Source organism: Streptomyces sp. NPDC093085, assembly GCF_040683935.1.
GTDB lineage: Bacteria > Actinomycetota > Actinomycetes > Streptomycetales > Streptomycetaceae > Streptomyces.
Genome location: NZ_JBFBFB010000016.1, coordinates 84,301 through 101,882, shown reverse-complemented (window position 1 = coordinate 101,882; position 17,582 = coordinate 84,301). Strand labels below are relative to the sequence as shown.

The 17,582-nt window shown below is 70.0% G+C and carries 18 protein-coding genes and 2 pseudogenes; 13 read left to right on the top strand and 7 right to left on the bottom strand.

Annotated elements, in window-relative coordinates; genetic code table 11:
• The first annotated feature begins 82 nt into the window (after window positions 1-82).
• The 6 genes and pseudogenes from dnaB to AB0O07_RS31610 all read left to right on the top strand — a co-directional run bounded on the left by dnaB (window position 83) and on the right by AB0O07_RS31610 (window position 5,763).
• Window positions 83-1,573, top strand: coding sequence for a replicative DNA helicase (dnaB, locus tag AB0O07_RS31635; protein WP_365639954.1), 1,491 nt, complete (start codon window positions 83-85; stop codon window positions 1,571-1,573).
• A 270-nt stretch (window positions 1,574-1,843) separates the two neighbouring features.
• Window positions 1,844-2,343, top strand: a pseudogene (locus tag AB0O07_RS31630) (ATP-binding protein); the annotation flags it as partial.
• A 491-nt stretch (window positions 2,344-2,834) separates the two neighbouring features.
• Entirely contained in the window at window positions 2,835-3,398 is a 564-nt protein-coding gene (locus tag AB0O07_RS31625; RefSeq protein ID WP_365639823.1) for a hypothetical protein, read from the top strand.
• A 52-nt stretch (window positions 3,399-3,450) separates the two neighbouring features.
• On the top strand, window positions 3,451-4,059 hold the full coding sequence (locus AB0O07_RS31620; protein ID WP_365639821.1) for an SMI1/KNR4 family protein: 609 nt from the start codon (window positions 3,451-3,453) through the stop codon (window positions 4,057-4,059).
• 277 nt (window positions 4,060-4,336) lie between these two features.
• On the top strand, window positions 4,337-4,927 hold the full coding sequence (locus AB0O07_RS31615; RefSeq protein WP_365639818.1) for a WHG domain-containing protein: 591 nt from the start codon (window positions 4,337-4,339) through the stop codon (window positions 4,925-4,927).
• On the top strand, window positions 4,927-5,763 hold the full coding sequence (locus AB0O07_RS31610; RefSeq protein ID WP_365639816.1) for an alpha/beta fold hydrolase: 837 nt from the start codon (window positions 4,927-4,929) through the stop codon (window positions 5,761-5,763). The genes AB0O07_RS31615 and AB0O07_RS31610 overlap by 1 nt, the downstream gene beginning before the upstream one ends.
• A 66-nt stretch (window positions 5,764-5,829) precedes the next feature.
• Here AB0O07_RS31610 and AB0O07_RS31605 read toward each other — a convergent pair.
• Window positions 5,830-6,198, bottom strand: a pseudogene (locus tag AB0O07_RS31605) (VOC family protein); the annotation flags it as partial.
• Window positions 6,199-6,327: 129 nt separating this feature from the next.
• Here AB0O07_RS31605 and AB0O07_RS31600 point away from each other — a divergent pair.
• Window positions 6,328-7,710 carry a serine hydrolase domain-containing protein gene (locus tag AB0O07_RS31600; RefSeq protein WP_365639814.1) on the top strand — a complete coding sequence of 461 codons (1,383 nt, stop codon included), beginning with the start codon at window positions 6,328-6,330 and terminating at the stop codon, window positions 7,708-7,710.
• 95 nt (window positions 7,711-7,805) lie between these two features.
• Here the strand turns inward: AB0O07_RS31600 and AB0O07_RS31595 are convergent, their stop codons facing one another.
• Together AB0O07_RS31595 and AB0O07_RS31590 are read right to left on the bottom strand one after the other, a co-directional pair.
• A complete protein-coding gene (locus AB0O07_RS31595; protein WP_365639811.1) occupies window positions 7,806-8,258 on the bottom strand; it encodes a GNAT family N-acetyltransferase in 453 nt (150 codons plus the stop codon).
• 70 nt (window positions 8,259-8,328) lie between these two features.
• On the bottom strand, window positions 8,329-8,889 hold the full coding sequence (locus AB0O07_RS31590; RefSeq protein ID WP_365639809.1) for a DUF2269 domain-containing protein: 561 nt from the start codon (window positions 8,887-8,889) through the stop codon (window positions 8,329-8,331).
• A 76-nt stretch (window positions 8,890-8,965) separates the two neighbouring features.
• On the opposite strand from AB0O07_RS31590, the gene AB0O07_RS31585 reads away from it, so the two are divergent.
• The gene (locus tag AB0O07_RS31585) at window positions 8,966-9,625 is read left to right on the top strand and encodes an HAD-IB family phosphatase (RefSeq protein WP_365639807.1); all 660 of its coding nucleotides are present in this window, start codon (window positions 8,966-8,968) and stop codon (window positions 9,623-9,625) included.
• A 317-nt stretch (window positions 9,626-9,942) separates the two neighbouring features.
• A complete protein-coding gene (locus tag AB0O07_RS31580; protein WP_365639805.1) occupies window positions 9,943-12,015 on the top strand; it encodes a globin domain-containing protein in 2,073 nt (690 codons plus the stop codon).
• Window positions 12,016-12,019: 4 nt separating this feature from the next.
• On the opposite strand, the gene AB0O07_RS31575 is transcribed toward AB0O07_RS31580, so the two are convergent.
• The 4 genes from AB0O07_RS31575 to AB0O07_RS31560 form a co-directional block, all read right to left on the bottom strand.
• Complete coding sequence (locus AB0O07_RS31575) at window positions 12,020-12,502, bottom strand: NUDIX hydrolase (RefSeq protein WP_365639803.1); 483 nt, start codon at window positions 12,500-12,502, stop codon at window positions 12,020-12,022.
• A 49-nt stretch (window positions 12,503-12,551) separates the two neighbouring features.
• Window positions 12,552-13,445, bottom strand: coding sequence for a LysR family transcriptional regulator (locus AB0O07_RS31570; RefSeq protein ID WP_365639801.1), 894 nt, complete (start codon window positions 13,443-13,445; stop codon window positions 12,552-12,554).
• A gap of 279 nt (window positions 13,446-13,724) precedes the next feature.
• Window positions 13,725-14,909 carry a cystathionine gamma-lyase gene (locus AB0O07_RS31565; protein WP_365639799.1) on the bottom strand — a complete coding sequence of 395 codons (1,185 nt, stop codon included), beginning with the start codon at window positions 14,907-14,909 and terminating at the stop codon, window positions 13,725-13,727.
• A gap of 7 nt (window positions 14,910-14,916) precedes the next feature.
• Window positions 14,917-15,297 carry a phage holin family protein gene (locus tag AB0O07_RS31560; RefSeq protein WP_365639797.1) on the bottom strand — a complete coding sequence of 127 codons (381 nt, stop codon included), beginning with the start codon at window positions 15,295-15,297 and terminating at the stop codon, window positions 14,917-14,919.
• A 14-nt stretch (window positions 15,298-15,311) separates the two neighbouring features.
• On the opposite strand from AB0O07_RS31560, the gene AB0O07_RS31555 reads away from it, so the two are divergent.
• The 4 genes from AB0O07_RS31555 (at window position 15,312) to AB0O07_RS31540 (ending at window position 17,531) form a co-directional block, all read left to right on the top strand.
• Window positions 15,312-15,629 carry a cupin domain-containing protein gene (locus tag AB0O07_RS31555; RefSeq protein WP_365639794.1) on the top strand — a complete coding sequence of 106 codons (318 nt, stop codon included), beginning with the start codon at window positions 15,312-15,314 and terminating at the stop codon, window positions 15,627-15,629.
• Window positions 15,630-15,855: 226 nt separating this feature from the next.
• Window positions 15,856-16,077 (top strand): DUF5326 family protein, encoded by a 222-nt coding sequence (locus AB0O07_RS31550; RefSeq protein WP_365639791.1) that lies wholly within the window; start codon window positions 15,856-15,858, stop codon window positions 16,075-16,077.
• Window positions 16,078-16,219: 142 nt separating this feature from the next.
• A complete protein-coding gene (locus tag AB0O07_RS31545; protein ID WP_365639789.1) occupies window positions 16,220-16,993 on the top strand; it encodes a helix-turn-helix domain-containing protein in 774 nt (257 codons plus the stop codon).
• 103 nt (window positions 16,994-17,096) lie between these two features.
• A complete protein-coding gene (locus AB0O07_RS31540) occupies window positions 17,097-17,531 on the top strand; it encodes an SsgA family sporulation/cell division regulator (protein ID WP_365639787.1) in 435 nt (144 codons plus the stop codon).
• Window positions 17,532-17,582: the final 51 nt, after the last annotated feature.

The following is a 17,582-nucleotide window of genomic DNA, read 5'->3' as shown; positions in this document are numbered from 1 at the left end:
GCGCCGGAACCGGAGTCAGACCTCTCGTTTTGTCAGTGTCGTGCCGTACAAAGAGTGGCACGGCGAGGTCCGCTGGGCGGACATGAGGAGGTGGCCGGTGAGCATTCCCGAGCCGTTGGACGACCCCTGGACCGAGGCCGGTCCCGGCGACCGTCTGCCCGTCTCCCGGCAGCGTCGTGGGGAGGGCCGGGGCCGCGAGGAGCAGCACGACCGTGGCTCCGAGAGCGGCCCCTGGGACAGCGGCTCCGGGTTCGAGCGGGTACCTCCGCAGGATCTCGACGCGGAACAGTCGGTTCTCGGCGGCATGCTGCTGTCGAAGGACGCGATCGCCGATGTCGTGGAGATCATCAAGGGGCACGACTTCTACCGGCCGGCGCACGAGACGGTCTTCCAGGGGATCCTCGACCTCTATGCGAAGGGCGAGCCGGCCGACCCGATCACGGTCGCGGCCGAGCTGGTCAAGCGCGGTGAGATCGGCAAGGTCGGCGGGGCCTCGTACCTCCACACGCTCGTCCAGTTGGTGCCGACGGCGGCGAACGCGTCGTACTACGCGGAGATCGTGCACGAGCGGGCGGTGCTGCGCCGGCTCGTCGAGGCGGGTACGAAGATCACACAGATGGGGTATGCGGCGGACGGGGACGTCGACGAGATCGTCAACTCCGCCCAGGCCGAGATCTACGCCGTCACGGAGCAGCGGACGAGCGAGGACTATCTGCCGCTGGGCGACATCATGGAGGGGGCGCTCGACGAGATCGAGGCGATCGGTTCGCGCAGCGGTGAGATGACCGGTGTGCCGACCGGTTTCACGGATTTCGACTCGCTCACGAACGGTCTGCACCCGGGCCAGATGATCGTCATCGCGGCGCGTCCCGCGATGGGCAAGTCCACACTGGCCCTGGACTTCGCGAGGGCGGCATCGATCAAGAACAACCTGCCGAGCGTGATCTTCTCCCTGGAGATGGGCCGCAACGAGATCGCGATGCGCCTCCTGTCGGCGGAGGCCAGGGTGGCGCTGCACCATATGCGGTCGGGCACGATGACGGACGAGGACTGGACGCGGCTGGCGCGCCGGATGCCGGATGTGTCACAGGCGCCGCTGTACATCGACGATTCGCCGAACCTGTCGATGATGGAGATCCGGGCGAAGTGCCGTCGTCTGAAGCAGCGCAATGACATCCGCCTGGTGGTCATCGACTATCTCCAGCTCATGCAGTCGGGCGGCTCGAAGCGGGCCGAGAGCCGTCAGCAGGAGGTCTCGGACATGTCGCGAAACCTGAAGCTGCTCGCCAAGGAGCTGGAACTGCCGGTGATCGCCCTGTCACAGCTCAACCGTGGCCCGGAGCAGCGTACGGACAAGAAGCCGATGGTCTCCGACCTGCGTGAGTCGGGCTCGATCGAGCAGGACGCGGACATGGTGATCCTGCTCCACCGCGAGGACGCCTACGAGAAGGAGTCCCCGCGCGCGGGCGAGGCGGACCTGATCGTGGCAAAGCACCGCAACGGCCCGACGGCGACGATCACGGTGGCCTTCCAGGGGCACTACTCCCGTTTCGTGGACATGGCGCAGACCTGATCGGGGTGTGCAGGTTCTCAAATGCCGTGTCATTTTCTCAGCCGCAATGTCATCTGACTGGCCGAACTGACACGGGATTGAGAACCGCTGTTCACCGCCATCACTCGTTTGGTTGACCTGCCCTCGGCCTGGCGTGGGAGCCTCGCGCGGATGCGGACGCAGCGCTCGCGGAGGCTGCCGACGTTCCGGGGTTGACTCATGGCGGCAGAGCTGAGCGCGACAGCGATCACCGTGAGCCTGCGGAGCGCGAGCGGCAGGCTGGTTGAGAACAAAGACCTTGCCGCCCTCTCCTTCGTCGAGGCCAAGGCCAGCGCTGCCCTCCTCGGGCCGCCAGGAGTGGGCAAGACACATATCGCCGTCGCTCTCGCGGTCGCGGTCTGTCTGGCCGGCTATTCGATCTACTTGACCAGCCTCGACGACAGGTCCGCAACGTCAAGACCACCGAGGCCGCCGGACGGCTGACCAGCAAACTCGGCAGCTACCTGCGGCCAGCTGTTCTCGTGGTCGACGAAGTGGGCTACCCGCCCCTCGAACGCGCAGAGGCCAACCTGGTCTTCCAGGTGATCTCAAAGCGCTACGAAAAGGGCTCGATCATCCTGACCTCGAACAAGACCTTCAGTGAATGGGGGCAGGTGTTCGGTGACGAGGTCCTGGCCACCGCCATCCTCGACCGTCTCCTCCACCACTGCGACGTCATCTCCATCAACGGCCCCAGTTGCCGGCTGAAGAATCGGATCGCCGCCATCGAGCGCGACACAGACGCGACCTGAGCCCGTCACGCCACCGGCCCCACTTGTCAGACCCTGCCTTTAGAGTGCGGCCGGATGGGGCCGGTTCCGAGGCCACCAGCACTGGAGAACGGCAGCCTCCCTGGTCTGCACGGGGGTGGTTACGGCCCAACCGGCGTCCAGGCATCGTCGAGGGCCACGAGTGCAGTCTGACAGCCCGGCCCCATCCCGCCCGACCCGTTCACTGCCAACTCACCACGACTGGCGCACGTATCTCCGTACTCCGCGATGCCCTTTCAGAAGTACGCCGACATCCCCTTCACAACTGAGCAGAGCGTTTTCCCGGTGGCTGCGGCTTCGACCTCACCAAGGCCAGAACGCTTCTGCTGCCCGCAGGCCATCCGGCGCTGACCACCCAGGACCGGCTGCTGGAGATCATCGACTCCGGGACAGCCGCCTTCGGTGCCTGCACCGCCAGCCCACCGTCGGCATTCGACGCTCTCGCGGACATCCGAGCAGTCGCGGGGCGAGTGTTGGCAGACCTCTCGGCCGACGTCATCACGAACCTGCTGCCCATCGATCTCGCCGACGAGCACTTCGCGCCCGACGCCGGCTTTCGACTCGCATCCCGAGCCGTGGAGCGGCCCGGCTCCATGGCTCCGCCAACGGCCGCGAGCGCCGCAGTCGCGGAGACCATCGCGCTGCGAATCCTTGAACACCGGGTTCTCCACCTGGCTGGGGAGGTGATGCGCGGACTGCTGGAGGCGATGCGCGAGGAGCTCTGGCAGATCAGTGCCACCAGCATCGACAGCTGGGGCCGTAGCCTGAGCTCCGTCCTCAACGCGGTGCACCTGGCCGCGCTCGCCCCGTCGCGCCGGCCCAGTGACCAGCTTCGCTTCCGCGTGGTTACCGCCATGCCCAGCAGACCGAAACGCCTCGAAGCCATCGGTTCGGACGCTGTAGTAGGCATCGTCCCGTCCGGCCCCAGATCGAAGTTCCGTGCTCGTGCTGGTCACCTCTCGTGCTGGTCACCTGGGGAGGATCCCAGCGCGCGACACCGGGCACAACTGGCTTACAGGCAGCGATCACAGCAGTGACATCCATGCCAGTGAGCAGGTACTTTGCGGGAGGACAGAGAGAAGAGTTCGCATGGACTCCCAGATCGCCCGCATCCGACGCAAGCTGGCCAAGGTGCCCTATGCCGCGATGCGAAGTCATTCCTTCGGCGAAGAGAAGCACGGGTTCCGCCTCGAACCCCCGTTGCCGGACGCGAAGGTCGCCGAGTTCGAGGCCGACCATCACATCGAGCTGCCCGGTCCCTACCGCAGCTTCCTGACCACACAGGGCGGGGGCGGAGCCTCGCCTTTCTACGGCCTGCTGCCGTTGCAGTCATGTCGGCTGTTCACGATGGACCCCTGCGGCGAGCCCGGCCGCCCTCGGGGGTTCACGTTCGCCGGTGGCCCGCCTCACCGAGGTGACCTCTTCCTGCACATCATCGAGGCAGGGTGCACCGACCTGGTGCTTCTCGGCATCACTGGTCCACTGGCCGGCCGCGTCGTCACCGGCAACGCCGACGGCTTCTGGGGCCCCGACGTCTCGTCGGCCACCGACTTCCTGGCCTGGTACGAACGCTGGCTCGACCACATGCTCGACGGCCGGGACAACCGTGATCTGGAACTGACCTCGCCCGCCCTGCGAGCGCCTCTCGACCGTCTGCTGAGGAAGCACCGCAGCCGAGAGGATCTTTCACGCAACTGAGAATCCGGGGCGATGTCATCCGATTGAAAATGGGCCGAAGGTGCAGGTCACCCATTCGGTCGCATGACATCGAGGCTGAGAACCTACAGGGAGCGCGCTGGTGTGCGCGGCCTCGGCCGGTTTCGGCGTCGGCGCGGATGCGACGGGGGCGTGGTGGGCGCCGCGTCACCTTGCTCACTGTCCGTGGAGGCTCGGGGTCATGGGCCGGGTCTGAAGTCGGTTGCCTCCCTAGGATACCTAGGTTAAAACTAGGGACACTAGGTTCTGGGAGGGTGCAATGGCTCGGGCTGGGCTGACGGCGGAGCGGCTGACGGCTGTGGGGGCGGAGTTGGCGGATGAGGTGGGGCTTGAGCAGGTGACCATGGCGCGGGTGGCGCGGCGTCTGGGGGTGAAGGACGCGAGCCTCTATACGCATGTGCGTGGCCTGGAGGATCTTCGGGGGCGGATCGCTTTGCTGGCGGCGGACGAGAAGACCCTCCGGATCGCGGAGGCGACGACCGGGCGGGCCGGGAAGGATGCGTTGGTCGCCTTCGCGGACGCCTGGCGTGGGTACGCGCACCAGCATCCGGGCCGCTACATGGCGACGCAGCTTCCGGTGCGGATCGATCCCGAGCTGGCGGCGGAGGCGCCCGGACCGCGACGGGCGGTCGAGCTGACGTACGGCATGCTGCGTGGGTACGGGCTGGCCGAGCCGGATCTGACCGACGCGGTGCGGTTGTTGCGCAGCACGTTCCACGGGTTTGTCGCCCTGGAGGCGGCGGGCGGCTTCGCGCACGAGCGTTCGCCGCAGCAGTCCTGGATCCGGACCCTCGACGCCCTGCACACCCTCCTGGAGCACTGGCCCGCTTCCGGAGGAGGGGATTTCTGATGGCCGGTCCGACAATCGGCAGTCTGCGGGTGAGCGGGGCGACCCTGCACTACGAGGTGCGGGGCAGGGGTCCGCTTCTGCTGCTGATTCCTGGAGGGACGGGTGGTGCGGCCGCCTTCGACGGCATCGCCGAGGATCTGGCGGGCGCGTACACGGTCGCCGCGTACGACCCGCGCGGTATGTCCCGCAGCCCCTTGGACGACCCCGAAGCCGAGCAGCATGTGGCCGAGCACGCCGAGGACGCGTTCCGGATGGTGGAGCTGCTGTCGCCGGGCGAGCCGGCTCGGGTGTTCGGCGCCAGTTCGGGGGCGATCGCCGCCCTGCATCTGCTCACCGCGCACCCGGACCGTCTCGCACGTGTCGTGGTGCACGAACCACCTGTGGTGGAGGTTCTGCCGGACGCCGCCGAGCACCGTGCGCTGCTCGCGCGCGTGCAGGCCACGTTCCGAACAGAAGGGCTCATGCCGGCGATGGCTGTGTTCGCGGCGGGGGTGAAGGGGGACGGAGCCACCGCAGCGCCGGAGACGGAGCCGAAACTTCCGCCCCAGGCGGCGGCGCGCGCCGAGCAGACGATGGCCGGCCTGCCGTATTTCGTCGGGCGGATCGTCCCCGCGTTCATGTCGTACGCGCCGGATGTCCTGAGGCTGGAGGCATTGGTGGACCGCCTGGTGATCGCCGGTGGTCAGGACTCACGTGGTGAGCTGCCCCACCGCGCGGCCGCCTTTCTGGCCGAGCGTCTTGGCGCGGAATTCCGGTATTTCCCGGGCGGGCACGTCGGGCTGACCACGCACCCTGTCCCGTTCGGGGAACGCCTGCGGGAGGTGATCGGGCCGTGAACGGGGTTGTTCCACCGCCGGGTGCTGGTGCCGGCCTCGCCGGGATGGCCGGAGCGCTGGTCAGGCGGCGCGTTCGGTGGCGCTGCGTTCTACGCAGAACTCGTTGCCTTCGGGGTCTGCCAGGGTGACCCAGCCCGTGCCGTCGGGGCGGCGGTGGTCGGCGACGAGGGTGGCGCCCAGTGCGAGGACGCGGTCGACTTCCTCGTCGCGGGTGTGCTCCTGGGGCTGGAGGTCGAGATGGACCCGGTTCTTGGTGATCTTGTTGTCGGGGACGGCGATGAAGAGCAGGGTGACGCCCCGCGCTTTCAGAAGCGCCTCGGGGTCACCCGGCTTGTCGTCGTCGGCGAGAGAGGCACCGAGGACCTTGGCCCAGAACGTGCCGAGGGCGTAGGTGTCGGCGCAGTCGATGGTGATGTGGCGTACGAGAGAGGTCATGCGGGCCACTGTGAGGAGCGCCGCCGGGCGTGTCCAGCGCATTTTGACGCCATGTCCGGTTACCGGCGGGCGGTCGGCGCACCGGGGAATGGGGTCGACGTGGAGGTCTGTCGGGGGTAGGTGTGGCCCATGAGTACTCCTTCGGAAGAGTTGTTGCCCGGTACGCGTCGGTCCCTGCTGCGCCGTGTCGCCGTCGCGCAGGCGGAGGGACGGGTGCCCTCGGTGGTCGCGGCGGTGGCGCGGGACGGGCGCTTGGTGTGGGCGGGGGCCCGGGGAGCGGTGGACGGGCGGGAGCCGGACACCGGTACGCAGTACCGGATCGGGTCGATCACCAAGACGTTCACCGCCGTGCTGGTGCTGCGCCTGCGGGACGAGGGGCTGATCGCTCTCTCGGACCCGCTGGAGAAGCATCTGCCGGGGACGGGGGTGGGCGAGGTCACCGTCGCTCAGCTCCTGGCGCACAGCGCGGGGCTCGCCGCGGAGGCCCCGGCGCCCTGGTGGGAGCGCACACCGGGAGCGCTCCGTCCGGAGCTGCGGGACGTGCTGGGCGAACGGCCGTCGCTTCACCCCGCGGGGCGGCGGCACCACTACTCCAACCCGGGTTACACGCTGCTGGGTTCGCTCGTCGAGACCGTACGGGGGGAGTCCTGGGAGGAGGTGCTGCGGCGGGAGATCCTGGAGCCGCTGTCCATGGACCGTACGACGGTACGCCCGGTCGCCCCGGCCGCCGATGGCTGGGCCGTGCACCCATGGGCCGATGTGCTGCTCCGGGAGCAGGTCGAGGACCTGGGGGTGATGGCACCGGCGGGGCAGTTGTGGTCGACGGCCGCTGATCTTCTGCGGTTCGCGGGGTTCCTTGCGGAGGGCGACGAACGGGTCCTGGGGGCGGCGTCCGTGGCGGAGCTGAGGACCCCGGCGGTGCCGCCGGAGCCGGGCCAGTGGGACGCCGGTTATGGCCTGGGCGCGCAGCTCCTGCGGCAGGGTTCCCGGACGCTGGTGGGCCATTCGGGCTCGCTGCCCGGCTTCGTCGCCGGCCTCTGGGTGAGCGTGTCCGACGGAGTGGCGGCGGTGACGCTGGCCAACGCCACCTCCGGGCTCGCCGCCGCTTCCGTGGCGGCGGAGCTGGTCGGGATCGTGGCGGACGCGGAGCCGCGCATCCCGGCGCCCTGGCAGCCGCTGCCCGAGGTGGACCAGGCGCTGCTGGCGCTCACCGGGCCCTGGTACTGGGGGACACAGGCCGTCGGGGCTCGGCTCACGGAGAACGGCGGGATGGAACTGCGGCCCCTGCGCGGCGGTGGCCGGGGCTCGGCCTTCATCGCGGCGGGCGACGACTGCTGGACAGGGCTCGACGGCTACTACGCGGGGGAGACCCTACGGGTCGTACGGCGGCCGGATGGTTCGGTGAGCCACCTCGACCTCGGGTCGTTCGTCTTCACCCGGGGACCGTACGAGCCGGACGACGCGGTGCCCGGCGGCGTGGACGAGGCGGGCTGGCGCGGGCTCGGGGGATAGCGGGGAAAGCGGCCGGGAGGGGGTGTTTCACGTGAAACACCCCCGATCCGGGCCCGCTGTTCGAGCGGCCGGGAGGACCGCCCGTGCCGCAGGCGTCAGATACTCAGTTTGAATCCGACGTGGGAGGCGGTGAAGCCGAGCCGTTCGTAGAAGCGGTGCGCGTCGGAGCGGGAGACGTCCGAGGTGAGCTGGACCAGGTGGCAGCCCTCGCTGCGGGAGGCGTCGATGGCCCAGGTGATGAGCCGGGTGCCGAGGCCGCTGCCGCGCTCCTCGGCGTGGACCCGTACGGCTTCGATGACCGAGCGGGTGGCGCCACGGCGGGAGAGCCCGGGGATGACGGTGAGCTGGAGGGTGCCGACGACGCGCTGATCGCGTACGGCCACGACGAGGTGCTGGTTCGGGTCGGCCGCGAGCCGTTCGAAGGCTTCGGTGTACGGGGCGAGGTCGTCCGGGGTCTCGCGCCGCGCGCCGAGCGGATCGTCCGCCAGCAGGGCGACGATCGCGGGGATGTCCTCGGGGGCGGCCGGCCGTATCTCCAGGTCGTTCATGGTCGGCAGCGTACGCCGCCGGGTGCCCCGGGCTCACGGAGAGGGCAGAGCTCTGCCGGGGGCACCGAGGTCACCGGGGTTGCAGAGCCCCGCGTGTTCCCCGGGCTGCCTTGGGCCCCTCGGTCCCCCGGGCCTCGTGAGCCTTCTGGGCTTCCTGGGCCTTGAGGCGGCGGCCGCGACGGGTGAGTCCCCACGGTTTGAGGACGGAGATGGCCGTCATGAAGAGATACGCCGTGGAGGAGACGATGGGGGCCGCGATCAGGCTGGAGTTGGGCTCCCCGAGGGCCGCTGCCTCGTGGACGGACGGCCGCAGCGCGAAGGTGGTCGCCGTGAGAGTGACCAAAGTCAGCCAGAACTTGATCCAGACCCAGTGGCGGCGGGCGAGTCCCCATGGGGTGCCGAGGGAGAGGACGAGACCGCTGATGAAGGTCGTCAGGCCGATGGGGACCATCAGCCAGTCGGTGAAGACCCGCATGGAACGGTAGGCGGCCTGGGTGGTGGTCGGGTCGTGGGCGGTGTAGCCGGCTGTGCCGAGAGCCAGCAGGCCGAGGCTGAGCCCCAGCCAGCTCACGGAGACGGCGACGTGGAGGACGAGGAGGGTCCGGCGCGTGGGCCGTTGGAGAGGTTTCACGTGAAACACGGTGCCTGGTGCGCGGCGTCCCGGCGTCTGCCCACGGGAGTAACCGCTCGTACTAACCTCGGCGTACATGGCGGGTATGACGGATACGGCGCGTGGACGCAGGCTGCACCTCTTCGACCTCGATGGCACGCTCATCCGGGGCTCGGCCGCGGCCGTGGAGATCTCGCGGCAACTGGGCGTGGAGCGGGAGATCGCGGCGCTGGAGCGCGAGTTCCACGCGCTCGGGCTGGCCCCGGACGAGTTCGCGGTGCGGGCACGGGAGCTGTGGTCCGAGCTGACGGTGGATCACGTGGCGGCGGCTTTCGAGGGCGCCCCCTGGCTCGCGGGAATTCGTGACGTGTGGGCGGACATCCGGAAGAGGGGTGATCACTGTGCCGTTATCTCCCTCTCGCCCGATTTCTTTGTGTCGCGGCTGCTGGAGTGGGGCGCCGATGCCGCACAGGGCTCGCGGTGGCCGGCTCCGCCTTTCACGGAGCCGGTGGACCGTGCGGGCATTCTCAATCCGGCGGCGAAGGTGAAGATCGCGAACCGGCTGTGTGCAGAGTTCGGGGTGGGGCTGGACCAGTGTGTTGCCTATGGTGATTCGATGTCCGATACGGAGCTCTTCACCGTGGTGCCCTGTGCGGTGGCCGTGAATGCCGATCATCATCTGGCCGGGCTCGCCACGCATGTGTACTCCGGTGGCGATCTGCGTGAGGTCTATGAACTGGTGAGCCTCCAGCAGTAATACTCTGACCCGGAGGTTGCCGCGGAAACGCGGTGAGGATCGGGCGATTGAGCGCGGGAGCGATGCACCCTAACGGTAAGTCCCTTGAGGATGACCGAATTTCGCGCTCTTTGTCCGACGTGGTGGCGTGGCCTGCCATGCTGCGACGACGGGCGCCGGGTGCTGTGCCGTATTCCTGTGCCTCGAATCCCTGAGAGTCTGTGGCGGGGAGGGGAGCGGGCTGCCGGCAGTCCGCGTCAGAACGGGGAATTGCCTGCGCATCCCGGGCCAGCGGAGCTGCGCAGACCGACCGAAAGATGTTCGAGGCGAGGCACATCATGGACGCTCCGACCACCACGTCGGCTGACAACGGCACTTCCGGGGACGACAGCGGCTCCGGAGAGGGCACGGGCGGCGGTTGGTTCGCGCCTCGGCGGGCGCCGGGTGGCGGGGGCCGCCCGGACCCGACAGGGCCCGGCGGGTCCGGGGAGGCCGCAGGCCGGGACCGAATAGCCGTCCAGGGCCGTACCTTCGCCTCGCTGCGCCCGGTGGGCTCCGGTGCCAACCGCACCGCGATGCCGTCTCGGCAGGGCGCGCAGGAACCGGGCCAGGCGCCCGGCACGGGCCAGGGGGTCCCCGGGCAGGCGCCGGTGGACGACGGCGTTCCCGAGGCGTTCCGGCCACGGGCCAAGGGCGCGCCTGCGGGCGAGGGCCCAGCGGCCCATCCGCAGCTCTCCGAGGGCCTTGGGGCGCCGGTCGCGGGGCCGGTCTCCGCCGCCGCCGCGGAGGCCGCCGTACGGTCGGCGGGCGCCGCCCCCGTTCCCGGGCCGGCGGAGGCGCCCGACGCCGTACGCCACCACCCCGTACCGCAGGAGTACGAGCAGCGGGAACAGGAATACGGGCGCCAGGATTTCGGGTTGCCGGAGTTCGAGCGGCCCGCGGGCGCGGAGGGCGTCGCCGGGGCACCCGCCCCCGTGGAGGGGCAGGGGGACGAGCGGCGGACGGTCTCCGCCGAACTGCCGCCGCAGCGCCCGGTGTCGGCCGTACTGCCGCCCGAAGCGCAGCCGCCCGCCGGGACGGCACCGGCTGCCGAGAGCCTGCCCGCCGAGTCACTGCCCCCCGAGGCCCCGCACCCCGCGGAGCAGCCCCCGCAGCAGCCCCCGCAGGCCGAGCAGACGCCTCAGGGCCCCGGGGCGGCGGCGGCCGGGTCGGTGGCTTCCTCGGCGGCCCCGTCGGGGCAGCCGTCGGTCGTACGGCCCGCGCCCGCGCCCCCGGATCCGAACGCCTCGCCGGACGCGATCCTCGTGCGCCGCACGATGGCCGAGGTCGGCCCGATGGCGGATCAGCTCACGTCGTACTTCTACTCACTGCTCTTCGTGCGCCACCCCGAGCTGCGGGCGCTCTTCCCGGTGGCGATGGACGCCCAGCGCGACCGGCTGCTCAAGGCGCTGCTGACGGCCGCCGAGCACATGGACTCGCCGGCCGTCCTCACCGACTACCTCCGCCAACTCGGGCGCGGCCACCGCAAGTACGGCACCCAGTCCGCGCACTACCCGGCGGTCGGCGAGGCGCTCATGGGCGCGCTGGCGCGTTACGCCTCGGCCTGCTGGGACGAGGAGACGGAGGCCGCCTGGGTGCGGACGTACACGACGATCTCCCAGATCATGATCGACGCGGCGGCCGAGAACGAGCAGTACGCCCCGGCGTGGTGGCAGGCGGAGGTGGTCGCGCACGAGTCGCGGACCTCCGATATCGCCGTGGTCACGGTCCGCCCCGACCAGCCGTATCCGTTCCTGGCGGGGCAGTACACGAGCCTGGAGACGCCATGGTGGCCCCGGGTCTGGCGGCACTACTCCTTCGCGTCGGCGCCCCGTCCGGACGGTCTGCTGTCGTTCCACGTGAAGGCGGTGCCGGCGGGCTGGGTCTCCAACGCGCTGGTGCACCACGCCCGCCCCGGTGATGTGCTGCGGCTCGGGCCGCCGGCCGGTTCGATGACCGTCGACCACACCACCGACAACGGTCTGCTCTGCCTGGGCGGCGGCACCGGAATAGCGCCGATCAAGGCGCTCATCGAGGATGTCGCCGAGCACGGGCACCGCCGTCCGGTGGAGGTCTTCTACGGCGCGCGCAGCGATCAGGACCTCTACGACATCGAGACGATGCTGGAGCTCCAGAGCACCCACCCGTGGCTGTCGGTCCGTCCGGTGGTGGCGGAGGGGCCCACGGCCGGGCTGACCGGGCGGCTTCCCGATGCGGTGCTCGACCACGGCCCCTGGCACGAGTTCGACGCGTATCTGTCGGGTCCGCCCGGGATGATACGGAGCAGCCTGGACGCGCTGCGGGTCTCGGGGATCCCCGCGGAGCGGATACGCCACGACTCGCTGGAGGAGCTGGTCGCCGCGGCCACCTGAGGGGTCACCCCAGGTCGGGGGCGTGCATCGCGCGTACGCCCTCGATGTTGCCGTCCAGGTAGTGGCGCAGGGAGAGCGGCACGAGGTGGACGGCGGCGATGCCGACGCGGCTGAACGGCACCCGGACGATCTCGTACTCCCCGCGCGGTTCGTCGACCTCGGGGCCGTGGCGCAGGGACGGGTCCATCGAGTCGAGGCGGCAGACGAAGAAGTGCTGCACCTTCACGCCCGTGATGCCGCCGCCCTCGCCGATGTGCTCGACGGTGTCGACGAAGCACGGCACCACATCGTTGATCTTGGCGCCGAGTTCCTCGGCCACCTCGCGGTGGAGGGCGTCGACCACGGTGGCGTCCGTTCTCTCGACACCGCCGCCCGGGGTCACCCAGTACGGGTCCACCCCCGGCTTGGTCCGTTTGATCAGAATCAGGTCGTCGCCGTCCAGCAGGATGGCGCGTGCGGTGCGCTTGACCACGGGCCGTTCGGTCATGGGAAGAGGTTCGCCCGTACCGCGGTGTCTGAAACTCCCGGGGGCTCGCTCACCACTCCGCGGCGGCCCTGAGCAGCCACTCGTGCGCCCGCGCGACCGGCGGCAGGGCGAGTGTGCCGGTGCGTACGGCCAGGAAATAGGTGCGCAGCGGGGGGACGGGTGGGTCGAGGAGGGCGACGACCTCGCCGCGCTCCAGGGCCGGCGCGCAGAGGTAGCGGGGCAGGACGGCGAGGCCGGCGCCGGCCGCCGCGCACTCCAGGACGGCCCGCAGGTCGGGGGCGATCACGGTGCCGGCGGCCGCGGGGCCGGTCTCGAACACGGCGGCCCAGTAGCGGGAGACGAACGGGAGGGACTCGTGGACCTCGACCACCGGGAGCTGTTCGAGGACCACGACGCCCTCGCGCAGTACCTGGCGGCCGAGGCGGGCGGCCCAGCGTGGCGCGGCGACCAGGATGTGTTCCTCGTCGCAGAGCGGAGTCGCGGTGAGGAGCTGGCCGCGTGGCCGGGCGGTGGTGATGGCCAGATCGTGGTGTCCGGCGGCCAGGCCCTCCAGGGTTTCCTCGGAGTTTCCGAAGAACGAGGTGCGCAGGGCGAGCCCCTGGGCGGTGAGCGGGGTGAGGGCGGGCAGGGCGCGCAGGGAGGTGAATTCGGGGGGTCCGGCGAGGTGGAGGGTGCGTACGCCGGAGTCCTCGTCGAGTCCGGCCTCGGCGATCTCGACCAGGGCGTCGAGGTGGGGTGCGGCCCGGTGGGCGAGTTCGTCGCCGATGGTGGTGGGGGTGACGCCGCGGGCCTGGCGGAGGAAGAGGGGGCGGCCGAGCTGCCGTTCCAGGGTTCTGATCTGGCCGGTCACGGCGGGCTGGGAGAGGCCGAGGAGGGCCGCGGCGCGGGTGAAGGAGCCGGCGCGGTGCACGGTGACGAAGGTGCGCAGCAGAGCCAGGTCCATGTGCCCGCTCTCCCGTCTCGAACCGCGCCCTCGCCGTGTCCGGACGGGGCCGAAGCATTACTGGCCCCCGTGTCAGCCCCGCGCGTCAACTATAAATAAGTCGATAGCCCCCTGTCGCTACTGTGATTGGACACTGACGCAGAGTCAACTAGCCTTGGTGGAGTGGTTCTCCGCGCGTGGATCCGGGGGGATTTGCGGGGAGCCCAGGACGGTCCGAGCCATGAGGGGGGAGGCTCGGACCGTCGCTTTCGTATACGGCTCGAACGGCCGCCCGGTGGGTCAGCGCACCGTGTCGAGGGCGCGCAGGATGTCCGCGAGGAGGTCCTCGGGGTCCTCGGCGCCGACGGAGAGGCGGATGAAGCCCTCCGGTACGGCGTCGCCGCCCCAGCGGCCGCGGCGCTCCGCCGTGGAGCGTACGCCGCCGAAGCTGGTCGCCTCCTCGACGAGGTGCAGCGCGGCGAGGAATCGTTCCGCCTTGTCGCGGTCGGGGAGGACGAAGGAGACCACGGAGCCGAAGCGGCGCATCTGGCCGGCGGCGACGGTGTGCGAGGGGTCGTCGGGGAGCCCGGGGTGGCGCACTCCGCTGACGTCGTCGCGTGCGGCGAGCGCGTGGGCGATGGTGAGCGCGCCGGCGCACTGCCGTTCGTGGCGGAGGTGGAGGGTGGCGAGCGAGCGGTGGGCGAGCCAGGCCTCCATCGGGCCGGGGATCGCGCCGACGACCTTGCGCCAGCGCCGTACGCCGGCCGCGAGTTCCGGGTCGGCGGTGGTGACATGGCCGAGGAGCAGATCGCCGTGGCCGGTCATGCCCTTGGTGTCGCTGGCCACGGAGAAGTCCGCGCCGAGTTCCAGGGGGCGCTGGCCGAGGGGGGTGGCGAGGGTGTTGTCGACGGCGACGAGGGTGCCGCCGGCGTGCGCCTCACGGACGAGCCGCCGGATGTCGCAGACGTCGAGCCCGGGGTTGGAGGGGCTCTCGATCCAGAGGAGGCGGGCGCCGGCCAGGACACGGAGCTGGGCGTCGCCGCCGGTCGGCGCGGTCCGTACCGTCACCCCGTACGCCTCCAGGCGTTCGCGGAGCAGCGGGAGGGCCTGGTAGCCGTCGTCGGGCAGGACGACCGTGTCGCCGGCGCGGAGCTGGGAGAAGGCCACCGCGGAGATCGCTGCCATGCCGGAGGCGAAGGTGACGGTCTCGACGGGCCTGCCGGGGGCTTCGAGCTCGCTGATGGCCGCTTCGAGCCGGTTCCAGGTGGGGTTCTCGTCGCGGCCGTAGGTGTACGGTCCGGTCGGCTCGCCGGGGAGGTGGAAGTGGGCGGCGAAGACCGGTCCGGGGAGGGTCGGTTCGTTCTTGACGGGTTCGGGGAGTCCGGCCCGTACGGCGCGGGTGCCGTCGCCGATGGCCGCCGCGGCGGTCTCCGCGGGGCCTGTGCCGGTGCTGTCCGGGGGGCCGGTGTGCGGGGAGGGGGGCATGGTGGTCTCAGTCCTTGTCGTCGGGGAGTGCGATGTTCAGGGCCCACGAGACGACGGAGATGACCAGGCCGCCGAGTACGGCGGTCCAGAAGCCCTCGACGTGGAAGCTCAGACTCAGCTTGTCCGCGAGCCAGGAGGTGAGCAACAGCATGAGCGCGTTGACCACCAGGGTGAAGAGCCCGAGGGTGAGGAGGAACAGGGGCAGCGTCACCAGCTTGAGGACGGGCTTGACGAGGAAGTTGACCAGCCCGAAGAGCAGCGCCACCAGGATGAGCGTCAGGACCTTGCGGCCGGTGTTCGCTCCGGTCAGGGTGATGTTGTCGAAGAGCCAGATCGCCACGGCGAGGGCTCCGGCGTTGGCAACCGTCTTGACTAGGAAATTCTTCATGGTCTGATCGTGGCATGAAGGCATTTCGACTTGATGAGCTGGAGGCGGAACGTGCCGCCAACGACGGTGCGTATCTGCAATTCCTGCGGGAGCGGAACATGTCCGTGGGGCTGTACGCGCTGGACGCGGGGGCGGTCGACCCGCAGCAGCCGCACCGGCAGGACGAGGTGTACTTCGTCGTGAGCGGCCGGGCGTCGATCACGGTCGGGACGGAGACGACGCAGGTGGGACGCGGAAGCGTGGTCTATGTGCCGGCCGGGGCCGTGCACAAGTTCCATCACATCACGGAGGATCTGAGGGTGATGGTGGTGTTCTCGCCGCCCGAGGGCTGACCTGTGTCCGAGGGCCGACCTGCGCCCGGGGGGCCGGTCCCGCTGATTCCGGCCCCTCTCCGAGGGCTTGTCCCGGGGGTTCGTCTGGGGGGTGACCCTCAGACGCGTCTCAGGGTCGGATCAGGGGAGAGCGGGGGCCGCGGGGCCACCATGGAGGCTGTCGCGGCCCTAGCATCGAAGGCGTACAGCGGATACGTCAGCGACATGGTGAAGCGAGGTAAGGACGATGGCGGTTCGGGAGATATTCATGGGCATGCCGTGGTGGGTCAAGTGGATCGCGGTGCCCGCGATCGCCGTCGTGGTCTTCGGCGGGTTGATCATGAGCGTGCTCACGTTCGTGATCGGGGTGCTGTTCAAGGTGCTGGTCTTCGTCGCACTGGTCGGTGGACTGATCTACGTCGTACGGAAGTTCACGGCGTCCTCCTCGTCCTCGCGGAGTGACTGGTAGGGCTGTCAGTCCATAGGTCTGTTAGCCCGCCCGGGGGAAAGGTGAAGGGGAAACCAACCCCCGCTCCGGGCTGCCCCTAAAGTGACTCACCTCTGCCGCACCCGGCGGGCCCCCGGCCCGTCCGCACGCCTGGGGGTGATCTTTGGTCACAGCTACATCCGCCGCGGCTCCCACGCTGATCGGTTCGGTGCGGCGGGCGCTGCGGCTGCTGGAGTCGGTGGGTTCGCACCCGGACGGCGCCAGCGCGAAACAGCTCGCACGGGAGGCGGGGCTTCCCCTCCCCACCGCCTACCACCTGTTGCGCACCCTCGCCCACGAGGGCTATCTCCGCCGTGAGCGCCGGGGTGTCTTCGTCCTCGGGGACGCCGCCCGGCGGCTGGCGGACGCCGAGGCCGTCCTGAGCCGCCGCACCGCCCTCGCCGGGCTCATGGGGCGGCTCCGGGACGCGATCGGCGTCCCCGTGTACTTCGCGGTCCACCACGACGGTGAGATGGACCTGGTCTCCGTGGCCGACAGTCCCGCGTGCCCCGCGGTCGACGCACGCGGAGACTTCCATGCGACGGCCCACGCCCATGCGATGGGCCAGTGTCTGCTCAGCCAGCTCGATGACGCGGCGCGCCGCGACCATCTCGACCGCTATCCCGTACGCCCCCTCACGCCCTACTCGGTGCCGGACCGCCGGACCCTGCTGGCGCGCCTCGACGCGCTGGGGCGTACGGAACCGGTCGTGTCCCGGCAGGAGTACCGGCTCGGTACGGTCTGCGCCGCCGTGCCGATCACCGTCGGATCCGTCGCGGCCACCGTGGCCATTTCTTTACCGCTTCGTCAACAGGAGCGACTGCTTCCGTCGGTCGAACGGTTACGCAGAGAGATCGGATCGCTGCTGACCTCGCATATTCTCTCTATCAGTATCTGAAAAATTACTCCTTGTGATCCGCTAGCGCTTACAGCACGATTGCGTCAAGAGGGTCAACGGGGATCATTCCCAGCCACTGTTCCATCTACTCCGGAGTACAACGATGCGCGAGTCGGTTCAGGCCGAGGTCCTGATGAGCTTCCTCGTCTCCGAGGAGCTGTCGTTCCGTATCCCGGTGGAACTCCACTACAAGGTGGCTGATCCCTACGCGGTGCGCATGACATTCCATCTGCCCGGCGATGCGCCTGTGACCTGGACTTTCGGGCGCGAACTGCTCCTCGACGGCATCAACACGCCCAGCGGGGACGGCGATGTGCACATCTCGCCGACCTCGCCCGAGGACCTCTCCGATGTCCATATGCGGCTCCAGGTCGGTGACGACCACGCGCTCTTCCGGGTCTCCGCCGCGCCCCTGGTGGCCTTCCTGGACCGTACGGACCGGCTGGTCCCGCTCGGTCAGGAGCGGGCGCTCAGCGACTTCGAAGGCAGCCTGGAGGAGGAGTTGGGGCGCATCCTCGCCGAGGAGAACGCCGGCTGAGGCTCCGTGGAGGGGGCCGTCCGGGTGATTTCCGGTGTCGAAATGACCCCC

Excerpts from the sequence above, each read along its gene's own strand:
- dnaB (WP_365639954.1), top strand. The coding sequence starts at position 83 with ATGAGGAGGTGGCCGGTGAGCATTCCCGAGCCGTTGGACGACCCCTGG.
- AB0O07_RS31620 (WP_365639821.1), top strand. The coding sequence starts at position 3,451 with ATGGACTCCCAGATCGCCCGCATCCGACGCAAGCTGGCCAAGGTGCCC.
- AB0O07_RS31615 (WP_365639818.1), top strand. The coding sequence starts at position 4,337 with ATGGCTCGGGCTGGGCTGACGGCGGAGCGGCTGACGGCTGTGGGGGCG.
- AB0O07_RS31610 (WP_365639816.1), top strand. The coding sequence starts at position 4,927 with ATGGCCGGTCCGACAATCGGCAGTCTGCGGGTGAGCGGGGCGACCCTG.
- AB0O07_RS31600 (WP_365639814.1), top strand. The coding sequence starts at position 6,328 with ATGAGTACTCCTTCGGAAGAGTTGTTGCCCGGTACGCGTCGGTCCCTG.
- AB0O07_RS31595 (WP_365639811.1), bottom strand. The coding sequence starts at position 8,258 with ATGAACGACCTGGAGATACGGCCGGCCGCCCCCGAGGACATCCCCGCG.
- AB0O07_RS31585 (WP_365639807.1), top strand. The coding sequence starts at position 8,966 with ATGGCGGGTATGACGGATACGGCGCGTGGACGCAGGCTGCACCTCTTC.
- AB0O07_RS31580 (WP_365639805.1), top strand. The coding sequence starts at position 9,943 with ATGGACGCTCCGACCACCACGTCGGCTGACAACGGCACTTCCGGGGAC.
- AB0O07_RS31575 (WP_365639803.1), bottom strand. The coding sequence starts at position 12,502 with ATGACCGAACGGCCCGTGGTCAAGCGCACCGCACGCGCCATCCTGCTG.
- AB0O07_RS31570 (WP_365639801.1), bottom strand. The coding sequence starts at position 13,445 with ATGGACCTGGCTCTGCTGCGCACCTTCGTCACCGTGCACCGCGCCGGC.
- AB0O07_RS31565 (WP_365639799.1), bottom strand. The coding sequence starts at position 14,909 with ATGCCCCCCTCCCCGCACACCGGCCCCCCGGACAGCACCGGCACAGGC.
- AB0O07_RS31560 (WP_365639797.1), bottom strand. The coding sequence starts at position 15,297 with ATGAAGAATTTCCTAGTCAAGACGGTTGCCAACGCCGGAGCCCTCGCC.
- AB0O07_RS31555 (WP_365639794.1), top strand. The coding sequence starts at position 15,312 with ATGAAGGCATTTCGACTTGATGAGCTGGAGGCGGAACGTGCCGCCAAC.
- AB0O07_RS31550 (WP_365639791.1), top strand. The coding sequence starts at position 15,856 with ATGGCGGTTCGGGAGATATTCATGGGCATGCCGTGGTGGGTCAAGTGG.
- AB0O07_RS31540 (WP_365639787.1), top strand. The coding sequence starts at position 17,097 with ATGCGCGAGTCGGTTCAGGCCGAGGTCCTGATGAGCTTCCTCGTCTCC.